15 protein-coding genes and 5 tRNA genes are annotated in these 19,727 nt (G+C 65.8%); all 20 read left to right on the forward strand.

Features of this window, described 5'->3' with window-relative positions; translation table 11 throughout:
• The first annotated feature begins 107 nt into the window (after positions 1-107).
• The 20 genes from B0E52_RS02020 (at position 108) to rpoC (ending at position 19,677) form a co-directional block, all read left to right on the forward strand.
• Positions 108-184 (forward strand) — tRNA-Gln (locus tag B0E52_RS02020).
• 57 nt (positions 185-241) lie between these two features.
• The gene (locus B0E52_RS02025; RefSeq protein ID WP_077481416.1) at positions 242-1,180 is read left to right on the forward strand and encodes a ribose-phosphate diphosphokinase; all 939 of its coding nucleotides are present in this window, start codon (positions 242-244) and stop codon (positions 1,178-1,180) included.
• Positions 1,181-1,392: 212 nt separating this feature from the next.
• Complete coding sequence (locus B0E52_RS02030; protein ID WP_077481265.1) at positions 1,393-2,064, forward strand: 50S ribosomal protein L25/general stress protein Ctc; 672 nt, start codon at positions 1,393-1,395, stop codon at positions 2,062-2,064.
• A gap of 52 nt (positions 2,065-2,116) precedes the next feature.
• Entirely contained in the window at positions 2,117-2,701 is a 585-nt protein-coding gene (gene pth / locus B0E52_RS02035; protein WP_077481267.1) for an aminoacyl-tRNA hydrolase, read from the forward strand.
• Between the two features lie 69 nt (positions 2,702-2,770).
• Positions 2,771-3,862: a redox-regulated ATPase YchF gene (gene ychF / locus B0E52_RS02040; RefSeq protein ID WP_077481269.1), complete on the forward strand. Its 1,092-nt coding sequence runs from the start codon at positions 2,771-2,773 to the stop codon at positions 3,860-3,862.
• A 141-nt stretch (positions 3,863-4,003) separates the two neighbouring features.
• On the forward strand, positions 4,004-4,426 hold the full coding sequence (locus tag B0E52_RS02045; RefSeq protein WP_254426670.1) for a GNAT family N-acetyltransferase: 423 nt from the start codon (positions 4,004-4,006) through the stop codon (positions 4,424-4,426).
• 51 nt (positions 4,427-4,477) lie between these two features.
• Complete coding sequence (locus B0E52_RS02050; protein WP_077481273.1) at positions 4,478-4,978, forward strand: acyl-CoA thioesterase; 501 nt, start codon at positions 4,478-4,480, stop codon at positions 4,976-4,978.
• An 82-nt stretch (positions 4,979-5,060) separates the two neighbouring features.
• Positions 5,061-5,146: transfer RNA gene (locus B0E52_RS02055), tRNA-Tyr, on the forward strand.
• A 75-nt stretch (positions 5,147-5,221) separates the two neighbouring features.
• Positions 5,222-5,295: transfer RNA gene (locus B0E52_RS02060), tRNA-Gly, on the forward strand.
• Positions 5,296-5,432: 137 nt separating this feature from the next.
• A tRNA-Thr gene (locus B0E52_RS02065) sits at positions 5,433-5,508 on the forward strand.
• Positions 5,509-5,569: 61 nt separating this feature from the next.
• Entirely contained in the window at positions 5,570-6,760 is a 1,191-nt protein-coding gene (gene tuf, locus B0E52_RS02070) for an elongation factor Tu (RefSeq protein ID WP_077481275.1), read from the forward strand.
• Positions 6,761-6,862: 102 nt separating this feature from the next.
• Positions 6,863-6,938: transfer RNA gene (locus B0E52_RS02075), tRNA-Trp, on the forward strand.
• 81 nt (positions 6,939-7,019) lie between these two features.
• A complete protein-coding gene (gene secE / locus B0E52_RS02080; RefSeq protein WP_077481418.1) occupies positions 7,020-7,409 on the forward strand; it encodes a preprotein translocase subunit SecE in 390 nt (129 codons plus the stop codon).
• Between the two features lie 10 nt (positions 7,410-7,419).
• On the forward strand, positions 7,420-7,980 hold the full coding sequence (gene nusG / locus B0E52_RS02085; protein WP_077481277.1) for a transcription termination/antitermination protein NusG: 561 nt from the start codon (positions 7,420-7,422) through the stop codon (positions 7,978-7,980).
• A 396-nt stretch (positions 7,981-8,376) separates the two neighbouring features.
• On the forward strand, positions 8,377-8,805 hold the full coding sequence (gene rplK / locus B0E52_RS02090) for a 50S ribosomal protein L11 (protein WP_077481280.1): 429 nt from the start codon (positions 8,377-8,379) through the stop codon (positions 8,803-8,805).
• Between the two features lie 3 nt (positions 8,806-8,808).
• Complete coding sequence (gene rplA, locus B0E52_RS02095; protein ID WP_077481282.1) at positions 8,809-9,516, forward strand: 50S ribosomal protein L1; 708 nt, start codon at positions 8,809-8,811, stop codon at positions 9,514-9,516.
• A gap of 341 nt (positions 9,517-9,857) precedes the next feature.
• Entirely contained in the window at positions 9,858-10,379 is a 522-nt protein-coding gene (rplJ, locus tag B0E52_RS02100; RefSeq protein WP_077481284.1) for a 50S ribosomal protein L10, read from the forward strand.
• A gap of 47 nt (positions 10,380-10,426) precedes the next feature.
• Positions 10,427-10,798 (forward strand): 50S ribosomal protein L7/L12, encoded by a 372-nt coding sequence (gene rplL, locus B0E52_RS02105; protein ID WP_077481286.1) that lies wholly within the window; start codon positions 10,427-10,429, stop codon positions 10,796-10,798.
• Between the two features lie 414 nt (positions 10,799-11,212).
• Positions 11,213-15,373, forward strand: coding sequence for a DNA-directed RNA polymerase subunit beta (gene rpoB, locus B0E52_RS02110; protein ID WP_077481288.1), 4,161 nt, complete (start codon positions 11,213-11,215; stop codon positions 15,371-15,373).
• An 89-nt stretch (positions 15,374-15,462) separates the two neighbouring features.
• The gene (rpoC, locus tag B0E52_RS02115; RefSeq protein WP_077481290.1) at positions 15,463-19,677 is read left to right on the forward strand and encodes a DNA-directed RNA polymerase subunit beta'; all 4,215 of its coding nucleotides are present in this window, start codon (positions 15,463-15,465) and stop codon (positions 19,675-19,677) included.
• The last annotated feature ends 50 nt before the right edge of the window (positions 19,678-19,727 follow it).

Consider the following 19,727-nt stretch of genomic DNA (forward strand, 5'->3'; position numbering starts at 1 on the left):
AGTAGAGCCTTCCGTCGCATGGACGTGGCGCAGTGAATATCGGGAAGTCCGGCCCGGACGGCCGGTGGAGCTTCCAGCCGCATGGATGTGGCGTAGTGAATGAATACTGGGGCGTCGCCAAGCTGGTTAAGGCACGGGATTTTGATTCCCGCATACGCAGGTTCGAATCCTGCCGCCCCAGCCATCCAGCAGCAGTTGCAGGTTACCGAGGAACACAAGCGTGGACAGGTCCAGCCCGATGATGCTGTTTACCGGCAAGGCGCACCCCGCATTGGCGGAGGACGTCGCGCATCGCCTCGGCGTGCCGCTGGGCAAGGCGCTGGTCAGCACCTTCAGTGACGGCGAGGTGCAGATCGAGATCGAGGAGAACGTCCGCAACCAGGACGTGTTCGTGCTGCAGCCCACCGGCGCGCCGAGCGCGAAGAACCTGGTCGAGCTGCTGGCGCTGGCCGACGCGCTCAAGCGCGCCTCGGCCGCCAGCGTCACCGCGGTGATCCCGTACTTCGGCTATGCGCGGCAGGACCGCCGCCCGCGTTCGGCGCGCGTGCCGATCACCGCGAAGCTGGTGGCGAAGCTGATCAGCACCGCCGGCGTCGACCGCGTGCTCACGGTGGACCTGCATGCCGAGCAGATCCAGGGCTTCTTCGACATCCCGGTGGACAACGTCTATGCCTCGCCGGTGCTGCTGGCCGACATCTGGCGCCACTTCAGCATGGACGACATGATCGTGGTGAGCCCGGACGTGGGCGGCGTGGTGCGCGCCCGCGCGCTGGCCAAGCGGCTGGACGACGCGGACCTCGCGATCATCGACAAGCGTCGCCCCAAGGCGAACGTGGCCACGGTGATGAACATCATCGGCGACGTGGCGGGCAAGACCTGCGTGATGGTGGACGACATCGTCGACACCGCCGGCACGCTGTGCGCCGCGGCCGCGGCGCTGAAGGAGCGCGGCGCGAAGAAGGTGGTGGCCTACTGCGTGCACCCGGTGCTGTCCGGCGCGGCGATGCACAACCTGGAGAATTCCCAGCTCGACCAGTTGGTGGTCACCAACACGCTGCCGCTGAGCCCCGAGGCCCAGGCCTGCGCGAAGATCCGCCAGCTCTCGGTGGCCGAGCTGCTGGCCGAAACGATCCGCCGCATCGCCTTCGGCGAGTCGGTGAGCTCGCTGTACGTGGATTGAGAATTTGGAAGTCCGCCCAGGATGGGCGGTTTTGATGTTCAGCTCTCTCGGCATGGATGCCGCGTGGAAATTTTGAAAGTTCGCCCAGGACGGGCGGTTTTGATGTACGGCTTTTCGCGGCATGGATGCCGCGTGGAAGTAACGGACTCCCCTGGTCGCGGGAGAGTCGCAATCCCACCGCAAGGTGGGTCAACCTCAAGGTAGTAAAAGAAATGGCACAGACTCATGAAATCAAGGCCGAAGGCCGCAAGGACGAGGGGAAGGGTGCGAGCCGCCGCCTGCGTCGCGCGAGCTTCGTTCCGGCCGTCGTCTATGGTGCGGGCCAGCCCGCGCAGAGCATCCAGATCGAGCACAACACCATCCTGCTCGCCGCCAAGCACGAGTGGTTCTTCTCCTCCGTGCTCGACCTGAACGTCGACGGCAAGGTGCAGAAGGTGCTGGTGCGCGACTGGCAGAAGCACCCGTTCAAGCAGCAGATGATGCACATGGACTTCCTGCGCATCGACGAGAACGCCAAGCTGCGCGTGAACGTGCCGCTGCACTTCCTGAACCAGGAGAAGTCCGACGCCGCCAAGACCTCCGGCGTGGTGATCTCGCACAACCTGACCGAAGTGGAAGTCTCCTGCCTGCCGCGGGACCTGCCCGAGTTCATCGAGCTGGACCTGGCTGACCTCAAGCCCGGCGACATCGTGCACCTCTCGCAGGTGAAGCTGCCCAAGGGCGTGGAGAGCGTGGCGCTGCACCTGGGTGCCGACCACGACATGACCGTGGTCACCGCGAATACGGTGAAGGAAGAGGTCGAGGAAGCGCCGGCCGACGCCGCCGCCGCGACCGAGGCCGCGCCGGCCGCGGCCGCCGCGCCGGCCAAGGACGCCAAGAAGTAAGCCGCTGCGACCCGCGTCCGTCAGGGCGCGGGTCGCACGCTTGCTGGCCGTCATGGCGGGTCTGCGACTCATCGTCGGGCTGGGCAATCCCGGCGCCGAATACCTCCGAACCCGGCACAATGCCGGGTTCTGGCTTGTGGACGCCCTCGTGGCGGGGCACGGTGCGCGCTGGGGCTTCGACGGCAAGCTGCACGGCGAGACCTGCAAGCTGCGCATCGGCGGCGAGAGCGTATGGCTACTCAAGCCCGCCACCTTCATGAACAAGAGCGGCATCGCGGTGGCTTCCGCGCTGCGCTACTACAAGATCGAACCTGCGGAATGCCTGGTCGCCCACGATGACCTGGATCTTCCTGCCGGCACCACGCGCCTGAAGTTCGACGGCGGCCATGGCGGCCAGAACGGCTTGCGCGACATCGTCGCCCACCTGGGCCACGGCAAGTTCCACCGCCTGCGCATCGGCATCGGCCATCCCGGCCACAAGGACCAGGTCACCTCGTGGGTGCTGGGCCGGCCCTCGGCGCCGGACGAGGACGCGATCCTCGACGGCATCGCCCGCGCGCTGGACGTGCTGCCGCTGACGGTGGACGGCCAGTTCGACAAGGCGATGCAGCAGTTGCATACCGCCGATGGCAAGTAGGTTTTCCTGACGCCGTTGCCGCTTTCGCGCAACGGCGCTCGCAACAGCACAAACGTTTCGGAGTTTTCCATGGGCATCAAATGCGGCATCGTCGGCCTGCCCAACGTCGGCAAGTCCACCCTGTTCAACGCGCTGACCAAGGCCGGCATCGCCGCGGCAAACTTCCCGTTCTGCACGATCGAGCCGAACGTGGGCGTGGTGCCGGTGCCCGACCCGCGGCTCAATGCGCTGGCGGCCATCGTCAATCCGCAGAAGGTCATTCCCACGGCGGTGGAGTTCGTCGACATCGCCGGTCTGGTCGCCGGTGCCTCGAAGGGCGAGGGACTGGGCAACAAGTTCCTCGCGCACATCCGCGAGGTGGACGCGATCGCCCATGTGGTGCGCTGCTTCGAGCACGGCGACATCGTGCACGTGGCCGGCAAGGTCGATCCCATCGCCGACATCGAAACCATCGACACCGAGCTGGCGCTGGCCGACCTGGAGTCGGTGGAGAAGGCGCTGAACCGTGCCGAGCGCGCCGCCAAGGCGAACGACAAGGAAGCGCTGGCGAAGAAGCCGGTGCTGCAGAAGCTCGCTGCCACGCTCAACGAGGGTCGGTCGGCACGCAGCGCGAAGCTGGACGAGGAGGAAAAGGCGCTGGTGCGCGACCTGTTCCTGCTCACACTGAAGCCGCTGATGTACATCGCGAACGTGCTGGAAGACGGCTTCGAGAACAACCCGCACCTCGACGCCGTGCGCGCCCGTGCCGCGGAGGAGGGTGCCGAGGTGGTGCCGGTGTGCGCCGCGATCGAGGAGGAGCTGGCCCAGCTCGACGACGCCGACCGCGACGAGTTCCTCAAGGACCTCGGCCTGGACGAGCCGGGACTCAACCGCGTGATCCGCGCCGGCTACAAGCTGCTCGACCTGCAGACCTATTTCACCGCCGGCGTGAAGGAAGTGCGCGCCTGGACGATCAAGCGCGGCTTCACCGCGCCGCAGGCCGCGGGCGTGATCCACACCGACTTCGAACGCGGCTTCATCCGTGCCGAGACGGTCGGCTACGACGACTTCATCCAGTACAAGGGCGAGCAGGGCGCGGCGCAGGCCGGCCGCCTGCGCAAGGAAGGCAAGGATTACGTGGTCAAGGATGGCGACGTGCTGCACTTCCTGTTCAACGTCTGAGACGCTGCCGCCAGGGCGGCATGCGCCGTCGCTGAGTGGTCCGTGCGAGGATGCGCGCCACTCGGTAGTGCAGGGTGGAGCATGGCGGAGGCAGTGCTGCGGATCCGGTTGGGACGTCCCGCGGACGCCCGCGCGGTGAGTATGCTGGTGCGCCGCGTGACGCGGCGCTGGATCGTGCCCGACCAGCCGCGCGAGGCGGGCTTGGCGCTGTTGTCACGGCAAGGTGCGGCGGACCAGCGCCAGCACATGGCCGAAGGCCATCGTTTCCATCTCGCCTGGCTCGGCGGCACTTTGGTGGGCGTGGTGGCCATGCGTGACGACAGCCATCTCACCCAGCTCTTCGTCGGCACCCGCTACCACGGGCGTGGCATCGCGCGGCGACTGTGGCAACGCGCGATGGCCGACGCGGTGCGTCGCGCCGGCACGCGTCGCTTCACGCTCAACGCCTCGCGCTGCGCGGTACCGGCCTATCGCCGGCTGGGTTTCGTGGCCACCGGGCCGGAGCGGTTTTCGCCGAACGGCGTGCTCACCACGCCGATGCTGCTGGAATGCGCGCCGGCCTGATACCCGGCGAGGCATAATGCCGGTCCCCCAGTCGCAGCAACCGAGGCGCGCATGCCAGGCCAGCAGCACGAAGTCACGTTCCGCTTTCTCGCCCAACCCACCGACGTCAACTTCGGCGGCAAGGTGCACGGCGGCATGGCGATGAAGTGGATCGACCAGGCCGGTTACGCCTGCGCGGTGGCGTGGAGCGGGGCGTACTGTGTCACCGCCTCGGTCAGCGGCATCCAGTTCGTGGCGCCGATCCTGATCGGCGACCTGGTGACGGTGCGGGCGCGGCTGATCCACACCGGCACCAGCAGCATGCACATGGCGGTGGATGTGCTGGCCAGCGACCTGCGCAAGGACGAGCGGCGCCTGGCAACCAGCTGCGTGATGGTGTTCGTGGCGCTGGACGCGCCGGACGGCAAGCCCACCCCGGTGCCGCGTTGGGAGCCGCGCGACGACGCCGAACGCCAGCTGCAGGCGCATGCGCGGCGGTTGCAGGAGCTGTCGCGCGAGATGGGGCAACTGGTGGATGCGCGAGGTGGCGAAAACCGTCGCGATCAGGGCTGAAAACCCGTTGCGAGTCGCGCCTGCGCGCGCCGAAGGGTGTTGACAGTCGACGGGTCGATCCACACAATACGCGTTCTTTGTTGGAGGGATACCCAAGCGGCCAACGGGGGCAGACTGTAAATCTGCTGGCTTACGCCTTCGGTGGTTCGAATCCACCTCCCTCCACCAGTCGACTCGCGCAAGTTGCGATTGGGCTGGTCCGCCGAGTCGGCGTGGCCGATCCGGCAACGGGCTCCGCGCAGGGCGGGAGTAGTTCAATGGTAGAACCTCAGCCTTCCAAGCTGATGGTGCGGGTTCGATTCCCGTCTCCCGCTCCATTGCGCTACTCCAGGCCGCCCTCCATGGCGGCAAGAGGAAACAGCCCTGGCCTCGTCGAGGGTTGTTGAAAATTTGAAGAGCCTTGCACGGATGCAGGTTTGTTCTTTGCCATCATGGAGGATGGCCGAAAGTCTCCGCTCATGTAGCTCAGTCGGTAGAGCACTTCCTTGGTAAGGAAGAGGTCACAGGTTCGATTCCTGTCATGAGCACCATCACTGTTGCTCGCCCGTTCCGGGCGGTTTTCCTCTCACTGACTCCACCGGGATTCTGGTCATGGCAAAGGGCAAGTTCGAGCGCACCAAGCCCCACGTGAACGTGGGCACGATCGGTCACGTGGACCACGGCAAGACGACGCTGACGGCGGCGCTGACGAAGGTCGGTGCGGAGCGTTTTGGCGGTGAATTCAAGGCCTACGACGCGATCGACGCGGCGCCGGAAGAGAAGGCGCGCGGCATCACGATCTCGACGGCGCACGTGGAATACGAATCGCCGGTGCGCCACTACGCGCACGTGGACTGCCCGGGTCACGCCGACTACGTGAAGAACATGATCACGGGTGCGGCGCAGATGGACGGCGCGATCCTGGTGTGCTCGGCCGCCGATGGCCCGATGCCACAGACGCGCGAGCACATCCTGCTGTCGCGCCAGGTGGGCGTGCCGTACATCGTGGTGTTCCTGAACAAGGCCGACATGGTGGACGACGCCGAGCTGTTGGAGCTCGTCGAGATGGAAGTGCGCGAGCTGCTGTCGAAGTACGACTTCCCGGGCGACGACACCCCGATCATCAAGGGTTCGGCGCTGAAGGCGCTCGAGGGCGACCAGAGCGAGATCGGCGTGCCGGCGATCATCCAGCTGGTGGACGCGCTGGACAGCTACATCCCGGAACCGGTGCGTGCGATCGACAAGCCGTTCCTGATGCCGGTGGAAGACGTGTTCTCGATCTCGGGCCGCGGCACCGTGGTGACCGGTCGTATCGAGCGCGGCGTGATCAAGGTTGGTGACGAAATCGAAGTGGTCGGCATCCGTCCGACCCAGAAGACCACCGTGACCGGTGTGGAAATGTTCCGCAAGCTGCTGGACCAGGGCCAGGCGGGCGACAACGCCGGTCTGCTGCTGCGCGGCCTGAAGCGCGACGACGTGGAGCGCGGCCAGGTGCTGGCGAAGCCGGGCACGATCACCCCGCACACCGACTTCGAGGCCGAGGTGTACGTGCTGTCGAAGGACGAGGGCGGCCGTCACACGCCGTTCTTCAAGGGCTACCGCCCGCAGTTCTACTTCCGCACCACCGACGTGACTGGTGCCTGCCAGCTGCCGGACGGCGTGGAGATGGTGATGCCGGGCGACAACGTGAAGATGGTGGTGAGCCTGATCCACCCGATCGCGATGGACGAAGGCCTGCGTTTCGCGATCCGCGAAGGCGGCCGCACCGTCGGCGCCGGTGTGGTGGCCAAGGTCATCAAGTAACATACGACGGGATTCGGGAGGCGGGATTCGGGATGCGGAGGGCGCCACGCTCTCTCGCTTAGGCCGAATCCCGAGTCTCGAATCCCGTATCCCGTTTTACCTACGCCAGTAGCTCAATTGGCAGAGCAGCGGTCTCCAAAACCGCAGGTTGGGGGTTCGAGTCCCTCCTGGCGTGCCATCTTCCCGAGGATCGATGACGGATGACGGCGGACCGGACGCTTTCCAGGTTCCGGTGACCGATGACATCCGCAGACTGCACATGAACACCAAGGCAGAACAGCCCAAGGGCACGACCGCCGCCGATATCGGCAAACTGGTGCTGGCCGCCGTGATCCTGGTGGCCGGCGTCGTGGCCTACTCCTGGTTCAGCAACGACGCCAGCGTGCCGCCGGTGGTGCGCCTGCTGGGCGTGCTGGCGGCGCTGGTGATCGCACTGGCGATCGCCGCATTCACCGCGCTGGGGCGTCGCGTGCGGCACTTCCTCGCCGAATCGCAGTTCGAAATGCGCAAGGTGGTCTGGCCGACTCGCGACGAGACGATCAAGACCACCGGCATCATCCTCGTCGTGGTCATCATCCTGTCGCTGCTGCTGGGCCTGATCGACCTGATCCTGAAGTCGGTCATTCTCGACTGGCTGCTCAAGCTGTGAGGGCAATGCCATGAGCAAGCGTTGGTATGTGGTGCACGCCTATTCGGGCTTCGAGAACCAGGTGAAGCGGGCGCTCTCCGAGCGCATCGTGCGCGCCGGGATGGAGGAGAAGTTCGGCGAGGTGCTGGTGCCGACCGAGGAAGTGATCGAGATGCGCGGCGGCCAGAAGCGCCGCAGCGATCGCAAGTTCTTTCCCGGTTACGTGCTGGTGCAGATCGAAACCAATACCGAGGGCAAGGCGCCGCGCATCGACGACGAGTGCTGGCACTTGGTCAAGGAAACGCCCAAGGTGATGGGTTTCATCGGCGGCACCGCCGACAAGCCGCTGCCGATCCGCGACAGCGAGGCCGATACCATCCTGAGTCGCGTGCGCGAGGGCGTGGAAAAGCCCAAGCCCAAGGTGCTGTTCGAGCCGGGCGAAATGGTGCGCGTCACCGAGGGCCCGTTCAACGACTTCAACGGCGTGGTCGAGGAAGTCAACTACGAGAAGAGCCGCCTGCGCGTGGCGGTGCTGATCTTCGGCCGCTCCACGCCAGTAGAACTGGAATTCGGGCAAGTCGAAAAGGCCTGATCTGGCGATATCGTTCGGGCGGAGCAGCATTGCACCGCACGTTCGCCTCCTCTCCCCTCCGGGGAGAGGATTGAGGTGAGGGGCCGGGGCTTGCGTAGAGATTGATTCGAAGCGCTCCTCCGGTCCGGCGTCAAAGCCAGCTTGACCCCTCATCCGGCCCTTCGGGCCACCCCGGACCGAATCCGGGGCAGGCGCTTCTCCCCGGAGGGGAGAAGGGAGTTCGGCATGGGGCTTGCTAGAGGGCTGGTCAATCCTTATACTGCACGGTTCCCGCCGGGGTCTTACGACCCGGCGTGTCCGTGTTTCAGGAATCCGCGGGAGCGCGGTTTCCCCTCTCAACCAGGGACGTTGCATGGCGAGGAGCCGCAAGGCGCCTGAACTCGCGAGGAAAATCCAATGGCAAAGAAAGTAGTTGGCTACATCAAGCTGCAGGTCAAGGCCGGTCAGGCCAACCCCAGCCCGCCGGTGGGTCCGGCGCTGGGTCAGCGCGGTCTGAACATCATGGAGTTCTGCAAGGCGTTCAACGCCGCCACGCAGAAGATGGAGCCGGGTCTGCCGATTCCGGTGATCATCACCGCGTATTCCGATCGCAGCTTCACCTTCATCACCAAGACCCCGCCGGCCACGATTCTGATCAAGAAGGCCACCGGCGTCGCCAAGGGTTCGTCGAAGCCGAACACCGACAAGGTCGGCAAGATCACCCGCAAGCAGCTCGAAGACGTCGCAAAGCAGAAGGAGCCGGATCTGACGGCTGCCGATCTGGACGCCGCGGTGCGCACCATTGCCGGTAGCGCGCGCAGCATGGGCCTGGTGGTGGAGGGTTAAGACATGGCAAAGATCACCAAGCGTATGAAGGCCGCCCAGGCGGCAGTGCAGCCGGGCAAGGTCTACGGCCTGGAAGAGGCCTTGAAGATCGTCAAGGACAACGCCAAGGCGAAGTTCGCCGAATCCGTCGACGTGGCCGTGCGCCTCGGCATCGACGCGAAGAAGTCGGACCAGGGCGTGCGTGGCTCCTCGCTGCTGCCGCACGGCACCGGCAAGACCGTCAAGGTCGCCGTGTTCTGCCCGGCCGGCGAGAAGGCCGAAGCCGCCAAGGCCGCTGGCGCCGACGCGGTCGGCATGGACGACCTGGCCGAGCGGATGCAGGGCGGCGACCTCGACTTCGGTCGCGTGATCGCCACGCCGGACGCGATGCGCGTGGTCGGCAAGCTGGGCCAGCTGCTCGGCCCGCGCGGCCTGATGCCGAACCCGAAGGACGGCTCGGTCACCGCCGACGTCGTCACCGCGGTGAAGAACGCCAAGGCCGGCCAGGTGAAGTTTCGCAACGACAAGGCAGGCATCATCCACGCCACCATCGGCAAAGCCACGTTCGAGGCCGCGCAGCTCGCGGACAACCTCAACGCGCTGGTCGCCGACCTGCTGAAGGCCAAGCCGGCCACGGCCAAGGGCCAGTTCCTGCAGAAGGTGGCGCTGTCGTCCACGATGGGCGTCGGCGTTGCCGTCGATACCGCGTCGCTGAATATCGCGGCCAAGTAAAGAAGTGTTTTCCCGCGCGGCCGGTTGCCGCGCGGGTCGTTTTTGAGGGCAGCCCCGATCGCATGGTCGAGGCAGCCGTCAAAGACCGCAGGCGCGGTCAGCGCGCGACGACGACGGGCAGGGAGCTCGCTCTTGGCAGGGAATCGCCGTCGTCGCCAGCCCGGTCGCTTAATCGGATGCCCGTCATCCGGCCTGCGCAGATGGTGACGCCCCCACTGGAATGATTCGTCGTTCTGGAAAGGCCACCACCCGGGACGCCCCGCGTCCCCGACGTCACGGACGGCGTCGCCCAGGACCGCAAGCGGCAGGAGCCGTGAGCGGAGTTCATTTGGAGGAGTGCAATGGCTCTCAATCTGTCCCAGAAGCAAGAAGTAGTCGCCGAGCTGGCAGAAGTCGCCGCGAAGGCCCACTCCCTGGTCGCTGTCGAGTACGCGGGCACCACGGTCGAGCAGATGACCGCGATGCGCAAGAAGGCCCGCGAAACCGGTGTGTTCCTGAAGGTTGTCAAGAACACGCTGGCGTCGCGTGCCGTGGCGGGCACCGGGTTCGAGGTCGTCAAGGACGTCCTGACCGGTCCGCTGCTGTACGCATTCTCGACCGAGGAGCCCGGCGCCGCCGGTCGCCTGATCAAGGAATTCGCCAAGAGCAACGACAAGCTGAAGGCGCGCGTCGTCTCGGTGGAAGGCAAGCTGCTGCCGGCCGCGCACGTCGACGTGCTGGCCTCGCTGCCGACCCGTGACGAGGCGCTGGCCATGCTGGCCCGCGTGCTGGCCGAGCCGGCCGCGATGTTCGCCCGCGCCGTCAAGGCCGTGGCCGACAAGCAGGGCGGTGGCGAAGCCGCCGAAGCCCCTGCGGCCGCCTGATCCCGACGACGTATCCGTAACGAATCCATTTCCAGAGGTAAATCAAAATGTCCCTGAGCAACGAACAGATCGTTGAAGCCGTCGCCGCCAAGTCGCTGATGGAAGTGATGGAGCTGGTGAAGGCCATCGAAGAGAAGTTTGGCGTTTCCGCCGCTGCCCCGGTCGCAGTCGCCGCCGCCGGCGGTGCCGCTGCCCCGGCTGCCGAAGAGCAGACCGAGTTCGACGTGATCCTGAAGAGCGCCGGCGACAAGAAGGTCGACGTGATCAAGGCCGTCCGCGCGATCACGGGCCTGGGCCTGAAGGAAGCCAAGGACCTCACCGAGGCCGGTGGCGTCGTGAAGGAAGCTGCTTCGAAGGAAGACGCCGCGAAGTTCAAGAAGGACCTGGAAGCTGCTGGCGCCACGGTCGAACTGAAGTAATCGGCGCTCTTGCGCGCCGTCAGTCAGACCTAGCGCAAGCCAAGCCTGGGGGCGAAAGCTCCCGGGCTTTGGCCGCTTCAAGAGCCAGGCGCGGCACTCGCCGCGCCGCGGGCCAGGATGGCCCGCCGTGGATCAGGCGCTCGCGCCTGATCCAGCGGAGTCCGCAGCGGGCCAGGAAGGCCCGTCGCAGCTCAGGCGCATAGCGTCTGAGCTGGCGGAGCCCACCTTTGGTGGGCGAGTCTGGAATGGGCAGGAGCCCATTTCAGGCATATCAAGCACGGACGCTTTGGCTTTGGGGTATGGCGGTTAGGAATTCAGAACACCGAGTTCAAAACCGCGATCCCCCAGATCCAAGCATCCCCATTCAGCCGGTGCGTGCACCACCGGCGTCACTGCGAACCGAGGCGTCAACCCATGACCTACTCGTTTACCGAGAAGAAGCGCATCCGCAAGGATTTCGGCAAGCGGCCCCCCGTGCTGGGCGTGCCCAACCTGCTGACCATCCAGACTGATTCCTACCGGGAATTCCTGCAGGAGCACGTCGCGCCCAAGAAACGCGAGGACAGGGGTCTGCATGCCGCCTTGAAATCGGTGTTCCCGATCGTGAGCTACTCGGGCAACGCCGCGCTGGAGTATGTCGAGTACCGCCTCGGCGAGCCTGGTTTCGACGAGCGCGAGTGCCGCAACCGCGGCATGACCTTCGGCGCGCCGCTGCGCGTCACCGTGCGCCTGGTGATCTACGACAAGGACAGCCCGGCCTCGAAGAAGGCCGTGAAGTACGTCAAGGAGCAGGAGGTCTACATGGGCGAGATCCCGCTCATGACCGACACCGGCACCTTCATCATCAACGGCACCGAGCGCGTCATCGTCTCGCAGCTGCATCGGTCGCCGGGCGTGTTCTTCGACCACGACCGCGGCAAGACGCACAGCTCGGGCAAGCTGCTGTTCTCCGCGCGCGTGATTCCCTATCGCGGCTCCTGGCTGGACTTCGAGTTCGATCCGAAGGACGCGCTGTTCACCCGCATCGACCGTCGCCGCAAGTTGCCGGTGACCGTGTTGCTGCGCGCGCTGGGTTACTCGAACGAGGAGATGCTGGCGATCTTCTTCGAGCACAACGTGTTCCACCTCGGTGCCAAGGGCGGCACCACGCTGGAGCTGGTCGCCGAGCGCCTGCGCGGCGAGACGCTGTCGTTCGACCTCGCGATCGGCGGCAAAGTGCTGGTGGAAGCCGGCAAGCGCATCACCGCGCGTCACGTGCGCCAGCTCGCGGCAGAGAACATCACCGCGCTGGAAGTGCCGGACGACTATCCGGTCGGCCGCATCCTGGCCGCCGACATCGTCGACGCCAAGACCGGCGAACTGCTGGCTGCGGCCAACGACGAGATCACCGCCGAGCAGCTCGAGGCATTCCGCAAGGCCGGCATCGAAACGGTGCCGACGCTTTACGTGAACGACCTGGACCGCGGCGCCTACATCTCGCACACCTTGCGCATCGACAACACCAAGACGCCGCTGGAGGCGCTGGTGGAGATCTACCGCATGATGCGCCCGGGCGAGCCGCCGACAAAGGACGCCGCCCAGAACCTGTTCTTCAACCTGTTCTTCACCTTCGACCGCTACGACCTGTCGGCGGTCGGCCGCATGAAGTTCAACCGCCGCGTGGGCCGCAAGGAGATCCTCGGTCCGGGCGTGCTGTACGACCACAAGTACTTCGGCGACCGCAAGGAAGAGGCATCGCAGGCGCTGGTCAAGGCGCAGGGCGAAACCTCCGACATCCTCGACGTGCTGAAGGTGCTGATCGAGATCAAGAACGGCCACGGCACCGTGGACGACATCGACCATCTCGGCAACCGTCGCGTGCGCTCGGTGGGCGAGATGACCGAGAACACCTTCCGCATCGGCCTGGTGCGCGTGGAGCGCGCGGTGCGCGAGCGCCTGAGCCTGGCCGAGGCCGACGGCCTCACCCCGCAGGACCTGATCAACGCCAAGCCGGTGGCGGCCGCGGTGAAGGAGTTCTTCGGCTCCTCGCAGCTCAGCCAGTTCATGGACCAGAACAACCCGCTGTCGGAAGTGACGCACAAGCGCCGCGTCTCGGCGCTGGGGCCGGGCGGCCTGACCCGCGAGCGCGCCGGCTTCGAGGTGCGCGACGTGCATCCGACCCATTACGGCCGCGTCTGCACCATCGAGACGCCGGAAGGCCCGAACATCGGCCTGATCAACTCGCTCGCCGTGTACGCGCGCACCAACCAGTACGGCTTCCTGGAGACGCCGTACCGCGAAGTGGCGAACGGCAAGGTCACCAACAAGGTGGACTACCTGTCGGCGATCGAGGAAGGCGACCACGTGATCGCGCAGGCGAACTCGCCGCTGGACAAGCACGGCGCCTTCGTCGAGGAATTCGTCTCCTGCCGCTTCCGCGGCGAGTCCGAGTTGCGCCCGGCCGCCGAGGTCGACTATATGGACGTCTCGCCGATGCAGACCGTGTCGGTGGCGGCGGCGCTGGTGCCGTTCCTGGAGCACGACGACGCGAACCGCGCGCTGATGGGCGCGAACATGCAGCGCCAGGCCGTGCCGACGCTGCGTTCGCAGACTCCGCTGGTGGGTACCGGCATCGAGCGCGCGGTGGCGCGCGACTCCGGCGTCACCGTTTCCGCCAGGCGCGGCGGCGTGATCGACCAGGTCGACGCGGGCCGCATCGTAGTGCGCGTGCACGAGGACGAGGTGGGCGAGAACGACGCCGGCGTCGACATCTACACGCTGACCAAGTACACCCGCTCCAACCAGAACACCAACCTCAACCAGCGCCCGCTGGTGAACGTGGGCGACGTGGTGGCGAAGGGCGACACGCTGGCGGACGGTTCCTCGACCGACCTCGGCGAGCTCGCGCTCGGCCAGAACATGCTGATCGCGTTCATGCCGTGGAACGGCTACAACTTCGAGGACTCGATCCTGCTGTCCGAGCGCGTCGTGCAGGAAGATCGCTACACCTCGATCCACATCGAAGAGCTGGCCTGCGTCGCGCGCGACACCAAGCTGGGCGCCGAGGAAATCACCGCCGACATCCCGAACGTGGGCGAGCAGGCACTGGCGCGTCTGGACGAGAGCGGCATCGTCTACATCGGCGCCGAGGTGAAGGCGGGCGACATCATGGTCGGCAAGGTCACGCCGAAGGGCGAGAGCCAGCTGACGCCCGAAGAGAAGCTGCTGCGCGCGATCTTCGGCGAGAAGGCGAGCGACGTGAAGGACAGCTCGCTGCGCGTGCCGCCGGGCATGGACGGCACCGTGATCGACGTGCAGGTGTTCACCCGCGACGGCATCGAGAAGGACAAGCGCGCCAAGCAGATCGAGGAAACCGAGATCAAGCGCATCCGCAAGGATTTCGACGACCAGTTCCGCATCCTGGAAGGCGCGATCTACAACCGCATGCGCACCCAGCTGGTCGGCCAGAGCGCGATGAGCGGCCCGGGCGGCCTGAAGCGCGGCGCCGAGATCACCGACGCCTACCTCGACGGCCTTAAGAAGGACGACTGGTTCAAGATCAACGTCAAGGACGAGGCGGTCACCGAGTTCCTCGAGCGCGCGGCCGAGCAGGTCAAGCGCCACAAGGAGGAGTTCGACAAGCGCTTCAAGGAGAAGCAGGGCAAGATCACCCAGGGCGACGACCTCGCGCCGGGCGTGCTGAAGATGGTCAAGGTGTTCCTGGCCGTGAAGCGCCGCATCCAGCCGGGCGACAAGATGGCCGGCCGTCACGGCAACAAGGGCGTGGTCTCCAACGTGGTGCCGGTCGAGGACATGCCGTACATGGCCGACGGCAACTCGGTGGACATCTGCCTGAACCCGCTGGGCGTGCCTAGCCGTATGAACATCGGCCAGATTCTCGAGGTGCATTTGGGCTGGGCCGCCAAGGGGCTGGGCCGGAAGATCCAGCAGATGCTGGAGGCGCAGGCCAAGGTCAAGCAGGTGCGCGAGTTCCTCGACCAGATCTACAACCACCACGTCGCCGGCGCGGTGCAGCATGTCGACCTGAAGTCGTTGACCGACGAGGAAATCCTCGCGCTGGCGAACAACCTGCAGCAGGGCGTGCCGATGGCCACGCCGGTGTTCGACGGCGCCGAGGAAACCGAGATCAAGGCGATGCTGAAGCTGGCGGATCTCCCCGAGTCGGGCCAGACCACGTTGTACGACGGCCGCACCGGCGAGGCGTTCGATCGTCCGGTGACCGTGGGCTACATGCATTACCTGAAGCTCAACCACCTGGTCGACGACAAGATGCATGCGCGCTCCACCGGCCCGTACTCTCTGGTCACCCAGCAGCCGCTGGGCGGCAAGGCGCAGTTCGGCGGCCAGCGTTTCGGCGAAATGGAAGTCTGGGCGCTGGAAGCCTACGGCGCGGCCTACACCCTGCAGGAAATGCTGACGGTGAAATCCGACGACGTGCAGGGCCGCAACCAGATGTACAAGAACATCGTCGACGGCAACCACGAGATGGCGGCGGGCATGCCGGAATCCTTCAACGTGCTGGTGAAGGAAATCCGCTCGCTCGGTATCGATATCGATCTGGAAGAAGTGAAGTGAGTTGAGGAGGAGGCGCGGAGCGAACCATCGCTCTGCGCACTCCCGATTCTTGATTCTCCATTCCCTATTTCCGATCTTCGGAGACATCCATGAAAGACCTGCTCAACCTCTTCAACCAGCAGCGCGAAACGCGCGATTTCGACGCGATCAAGATCGCGCTGGCCTCGCCGGAACTGATCCGCTCCTGGTCGTACGGCGAAGTGAAAAAGCCGGAGACGATCAACTACCGCACCTTCAAGCCCGAGCGCGATGGCCTGTTCTGCGCCGCGATCTTCGGCCCGGTGAAGGACTACGAGTGCCTGTGCGGCAAGTACAAGCGCATGAAGCACCGCGGCGTGGTGTGCGAGAAGTGCGGCACCGAGGTGACGCTGGCCAAGGTGCGCCGCGAGCGCATGGGCCACATCGAGCTGGCCAGCCCGACCGCGCACATCTGGTTCCTGAAGTCGCTGCCCTCGCGCATCGGCCTGATGCTGGACATGACCCTGCGCGACATCGAGCGCATCCTGTACTTCGAAGCCTTCGTGGTGATCGATCCGGGCCTGACCGCGCTGGAGCGCGGCCAGCTGCTGAGCGAAGACCAGTACCTGGAAGCGGTGGAAGAGCACGGCGACGAGTTCGACGCCCGCATGGGCGCGGAAGCGGTCTATGAGCTGCTGAAGTCGCTGGACCTGCCGGGCGAAGTGATCCGCCTCAAGGAAGAGATCGCCTCCACCAATTCCGAGACCAAGCTGAAGCGCCTCACCAAGCGCGTGAAGCTGATCGAGGCGTTCCTGGAATCCGGCAACAAGCCGGAGTGGATGGTGCTGACCGTGCTGCCGGTGCTGCCGCCGGACCTGCGCCCGCTGGTGCCGCTGGACGGCGGCCGCTTCGCGACCTCCGACCTCAATGACCTGTACCGCCGCGTCATCAACCGCAACAACCGCCTGAAGCGCCTGCTCGAACTCAACGCGCCCGACATCATCGTGCGCAACGAGAAGCGCATGCTGCAGGAATCGGTGGACGCGCTGCTCGACAACGGCCGCCGCGGCCGTGCCATCACCGGCACGAACAAGCGCGCGCTGAAGTCGCTGGCCGACATGATCAAGGGCAAGCAGGGCCGCTTCCGCCAGAACCTGCTCGGCAAGCGCGTGGACTACTCCGGCCGCTCGGTGATCACCGTGGGCCCGACCCTGCGCCTGCACCAGTGCGGCCTGCCGAAGAAGATGGCGCTGGAGCTGTTCAAGCCCTTCATCTTCGCCAAGCTGCAAGCCCGTGGCGAAGCCACCACGATCAAGGCCGCCAAGAAGCTGGTCGAGCGCGAGGAAGGCCAGGTCTGGGACATCCTGGAAGAGGTGATCCGCGAGCATCCGGTGCTGCTGAACCGCGCGCCGACCCTGCACCGCCTCGGCATCCAGGCGTTCGAGCCGAAGCTGATCGAAGGCAAGGCGATCCAGCTGCATCCGCTGGTGTGTACCGCGTTCAACGCCGACTTCGACGGCGACCAGATGGCGGTGCACGTGCCGCTGTCGATCGAGGCGCAGCTGGAAGCGCGCGCGCTGATGATGTCCACCAACAACATCCTCAGTCCCGCCAACGGCGAGCCGATCATCGTGCCGACCCAGGACGTGGTGCTGGGCCTGTACTACATGACCCGCGAACTGGTGAACGCGAAGGGCACCGGCATGGTGTTCTCCGGCATCAGCGAGGTGCGCCGCGCCTATGACAACCGTGCGGTCGAACTGCACGCCAAGATCAAGGTGCGCCTGAGGCAGGTGCATATCGCCGCCGATGGCGCCCGCAGCGAGGAAATCAAGCTGGTCGAGACCACCGTGGGTCGCGCGCTGCTCGCCGAGATCCTGCCGGAAGGCCTGCCGTTCCAGCTGGCCAACACCGAGCTGACCAAGAAGGCGATCTCGCGCCTGATCAACGCCAGCTACCGCCGCCTGGGCCTGAAGGAAACCGTGGTCTTCGCCGACCAGCTGATGTACACCGGCTATCGCTTCGCTACGCGTGCCGGCATCTCGATCGGCATCGACGACATGAAGATCCCGGGCGAGAAGAAGGCGATCCTGGAAGAGGCCGAGAAGGAAGTCGTCGAGATCCAGCAGCAGTACCAGTCGGGCCTGGTCACCGCCGGCGAGCGCTACAACAAGGTGGTCGACATCTGGTCGCGCACCAACGAGCTGGTCGCCAAGGCGATGATCGACGGCATCGGCACCGAGACGGTGACCGACAACGAGGGCAAGCAGGTCGCCCAGAAGTCGATGAACTCGCTGTACATCATGGCCGACTCCGGCGCCCGTGGTTCGGTGGCGCAGATCCGCCAGCTGGCCGGCATGCGCGGCCTGATGGCGCGTCCGGACGGCTCGATCATCGAGACCCCGATCAAGGCCAACTTCCGCGAAGGCCTGAACGTGCTGCAGTACTTCAACTCCACGCACGGCGCCCGCAAGGGCCTGGCGGATACGGCGCTGAAGACCGCGAACTCCGGTTACCTCACCCGCCGTCTGGTGGACGTGGCGCAGGACGTCGTCGTCACCATGGACGACTGCGGTACCGAGGAAGGCCTGGTGATGCAGCCGATCGTGGAAGGTGGCGACGTGGTCGAGCCGCTGCGCGACCGCGTGCTGGGCCGCGTGGTGGTCGAGGACGTCTACGCCCCCGGCAACGACGACCAACCGATCGTCGAGCGCGACACCCTGCTGAACGAGGCACTCGTCGAGAAGCTGGACAAGGCCGGCGTGCAGTCGATCAAGGTGCGTTCGCCGATCACCTGCGCCGCCAGCCACGGCGTGTGCAAGCTGTGCTACGGCCGTGACCTGGCTCGTGGCCACCTGGTCAACATGGGCGAGGCCGTGGGCGTGGTCGCCGCGCAGTCGATCGGCGAGCCCGGCACCCAGCTGACCATGCGTACCTTCCACATCGGTGGCGCGGCTTCGCGTGCCGCGGCGGTGGACAACGTGACGGTGAAGACCACCGGCACGCTGAAGTTCAACAACCTGAAGACCGTGCAGCACGCCCAGGGCCATCTGGTCGCGGTGTCGCGTTCGGGCGAGGTGTCGGTACTCGACGCCAATGGCCGCGAGCGCGAGCGCTACAAGGTGCCTTACGGCGCCACCATCGCGGTGAAGGACGGCGCACCGGTGAAGGCTGGCCAGACCGTGTCGAACTGGGATCCGCACACCCACCCGATCGTCACCGAGGTGGCCGGCGTAGTGCGCTTCATCGACTTCCTCGATGGCGTCACCGTGCAGAGCCAGACCGACGAACTGACCGGCCTGGAGTCGGCGGTGGTCACCGATCCGAAGCGCCGCGGCACCCAGGCCAAGGATCTGCGCCCGATCGTGCGCCTGGAAGATGCCAAGGGCCGCGAGCTCAAGCTGCCGGGCACCGACATCGCCGCGCAATACTTCCTGCCGGCCGGCGCGATCGTGTCGATCCAGAATGGCGCCGCGGTGGGCGTGGGCGACGTGGTCGCGCGTATCCCGCAGGAAACCTCCAAGACCCGCGACATCACCGGCGGTCTGCCGCGCGTGGCCGACCTGTTCGAGGCGCGCAAGCCGAAGGAGCCGGCAGTGCTGGCCGAGCGTTCGGGCGTGGTCAGCTTCGGCAAGGACACCAAGGGCAAGCAGCGCCTGATCATCAAGGACGTCGACGGCAACGAGCACGAAGAGCTGATTCCGAAGTGGCGTCAGGTCATCGTGTTCGAGGGTGAGCATGTGGAGAAGGGCGAGACCGTGGTGGACGGCGAGCCCAGCCCGCACGACATCCTGCGCCTGCTGGGCGTGGAGCCGCTGGCCTCGTACCTGGTCAAGGAAATCCAGGACGTCTACCGCCTGCAGGGCGTGAAAATCAACGACAAGCACATCGAGGCGATCATTCGCCAGATGCTGCGCAAGGTCGAGATCATCGAGGCTGGCGACAGCCACTACCTGCGTGGCGAGCAGGTGGAGCGCGTGCGCATCAACGCCGAGAACGAGCGGGCGGAAGGCAAGGGCGAGCGTCCGGCCGAGTACCAGTCGGTGTTGCTGGGCATCACCAAGGCCTCGCTGGCGACCGAGTCGTTCATCTCGGCGGCCTCGTTCCAGGAAACCACCCGCGTCCTCACCGAGGCGGCGGTCCGAGGCACGCGCGATACCTTGCGAGGCCTGAAGGAAAATGTTATCGTCGGCCGTCTGATTCCCGCGGGTACCGGCTTGGCGTATCACGCCTCGCGTCGCAGCCAGGGCGGCCTGACCGCCTCGGAACTGGAGACGCTCTCCGGTACCGCTTCCGCCGTCTCGTTCGCCGAGGCGCCGGCCGGCAGTGAAAGTGGTGTCGAGTAAGCCCGTTCCGGGCGCTGCTCGCTAGACATACGAAATGAGGTGCACGGAGG

The sequence above is a fragment of the Rhodanobacter sp. C06 genome (assembly GCF_002001105.1).
GTDB lineage: Bacteria > Pseudomonadota > Gammaproteobacteria > Xanthomonadales > Rhodanobacteraceae > Rhodanobacter_A.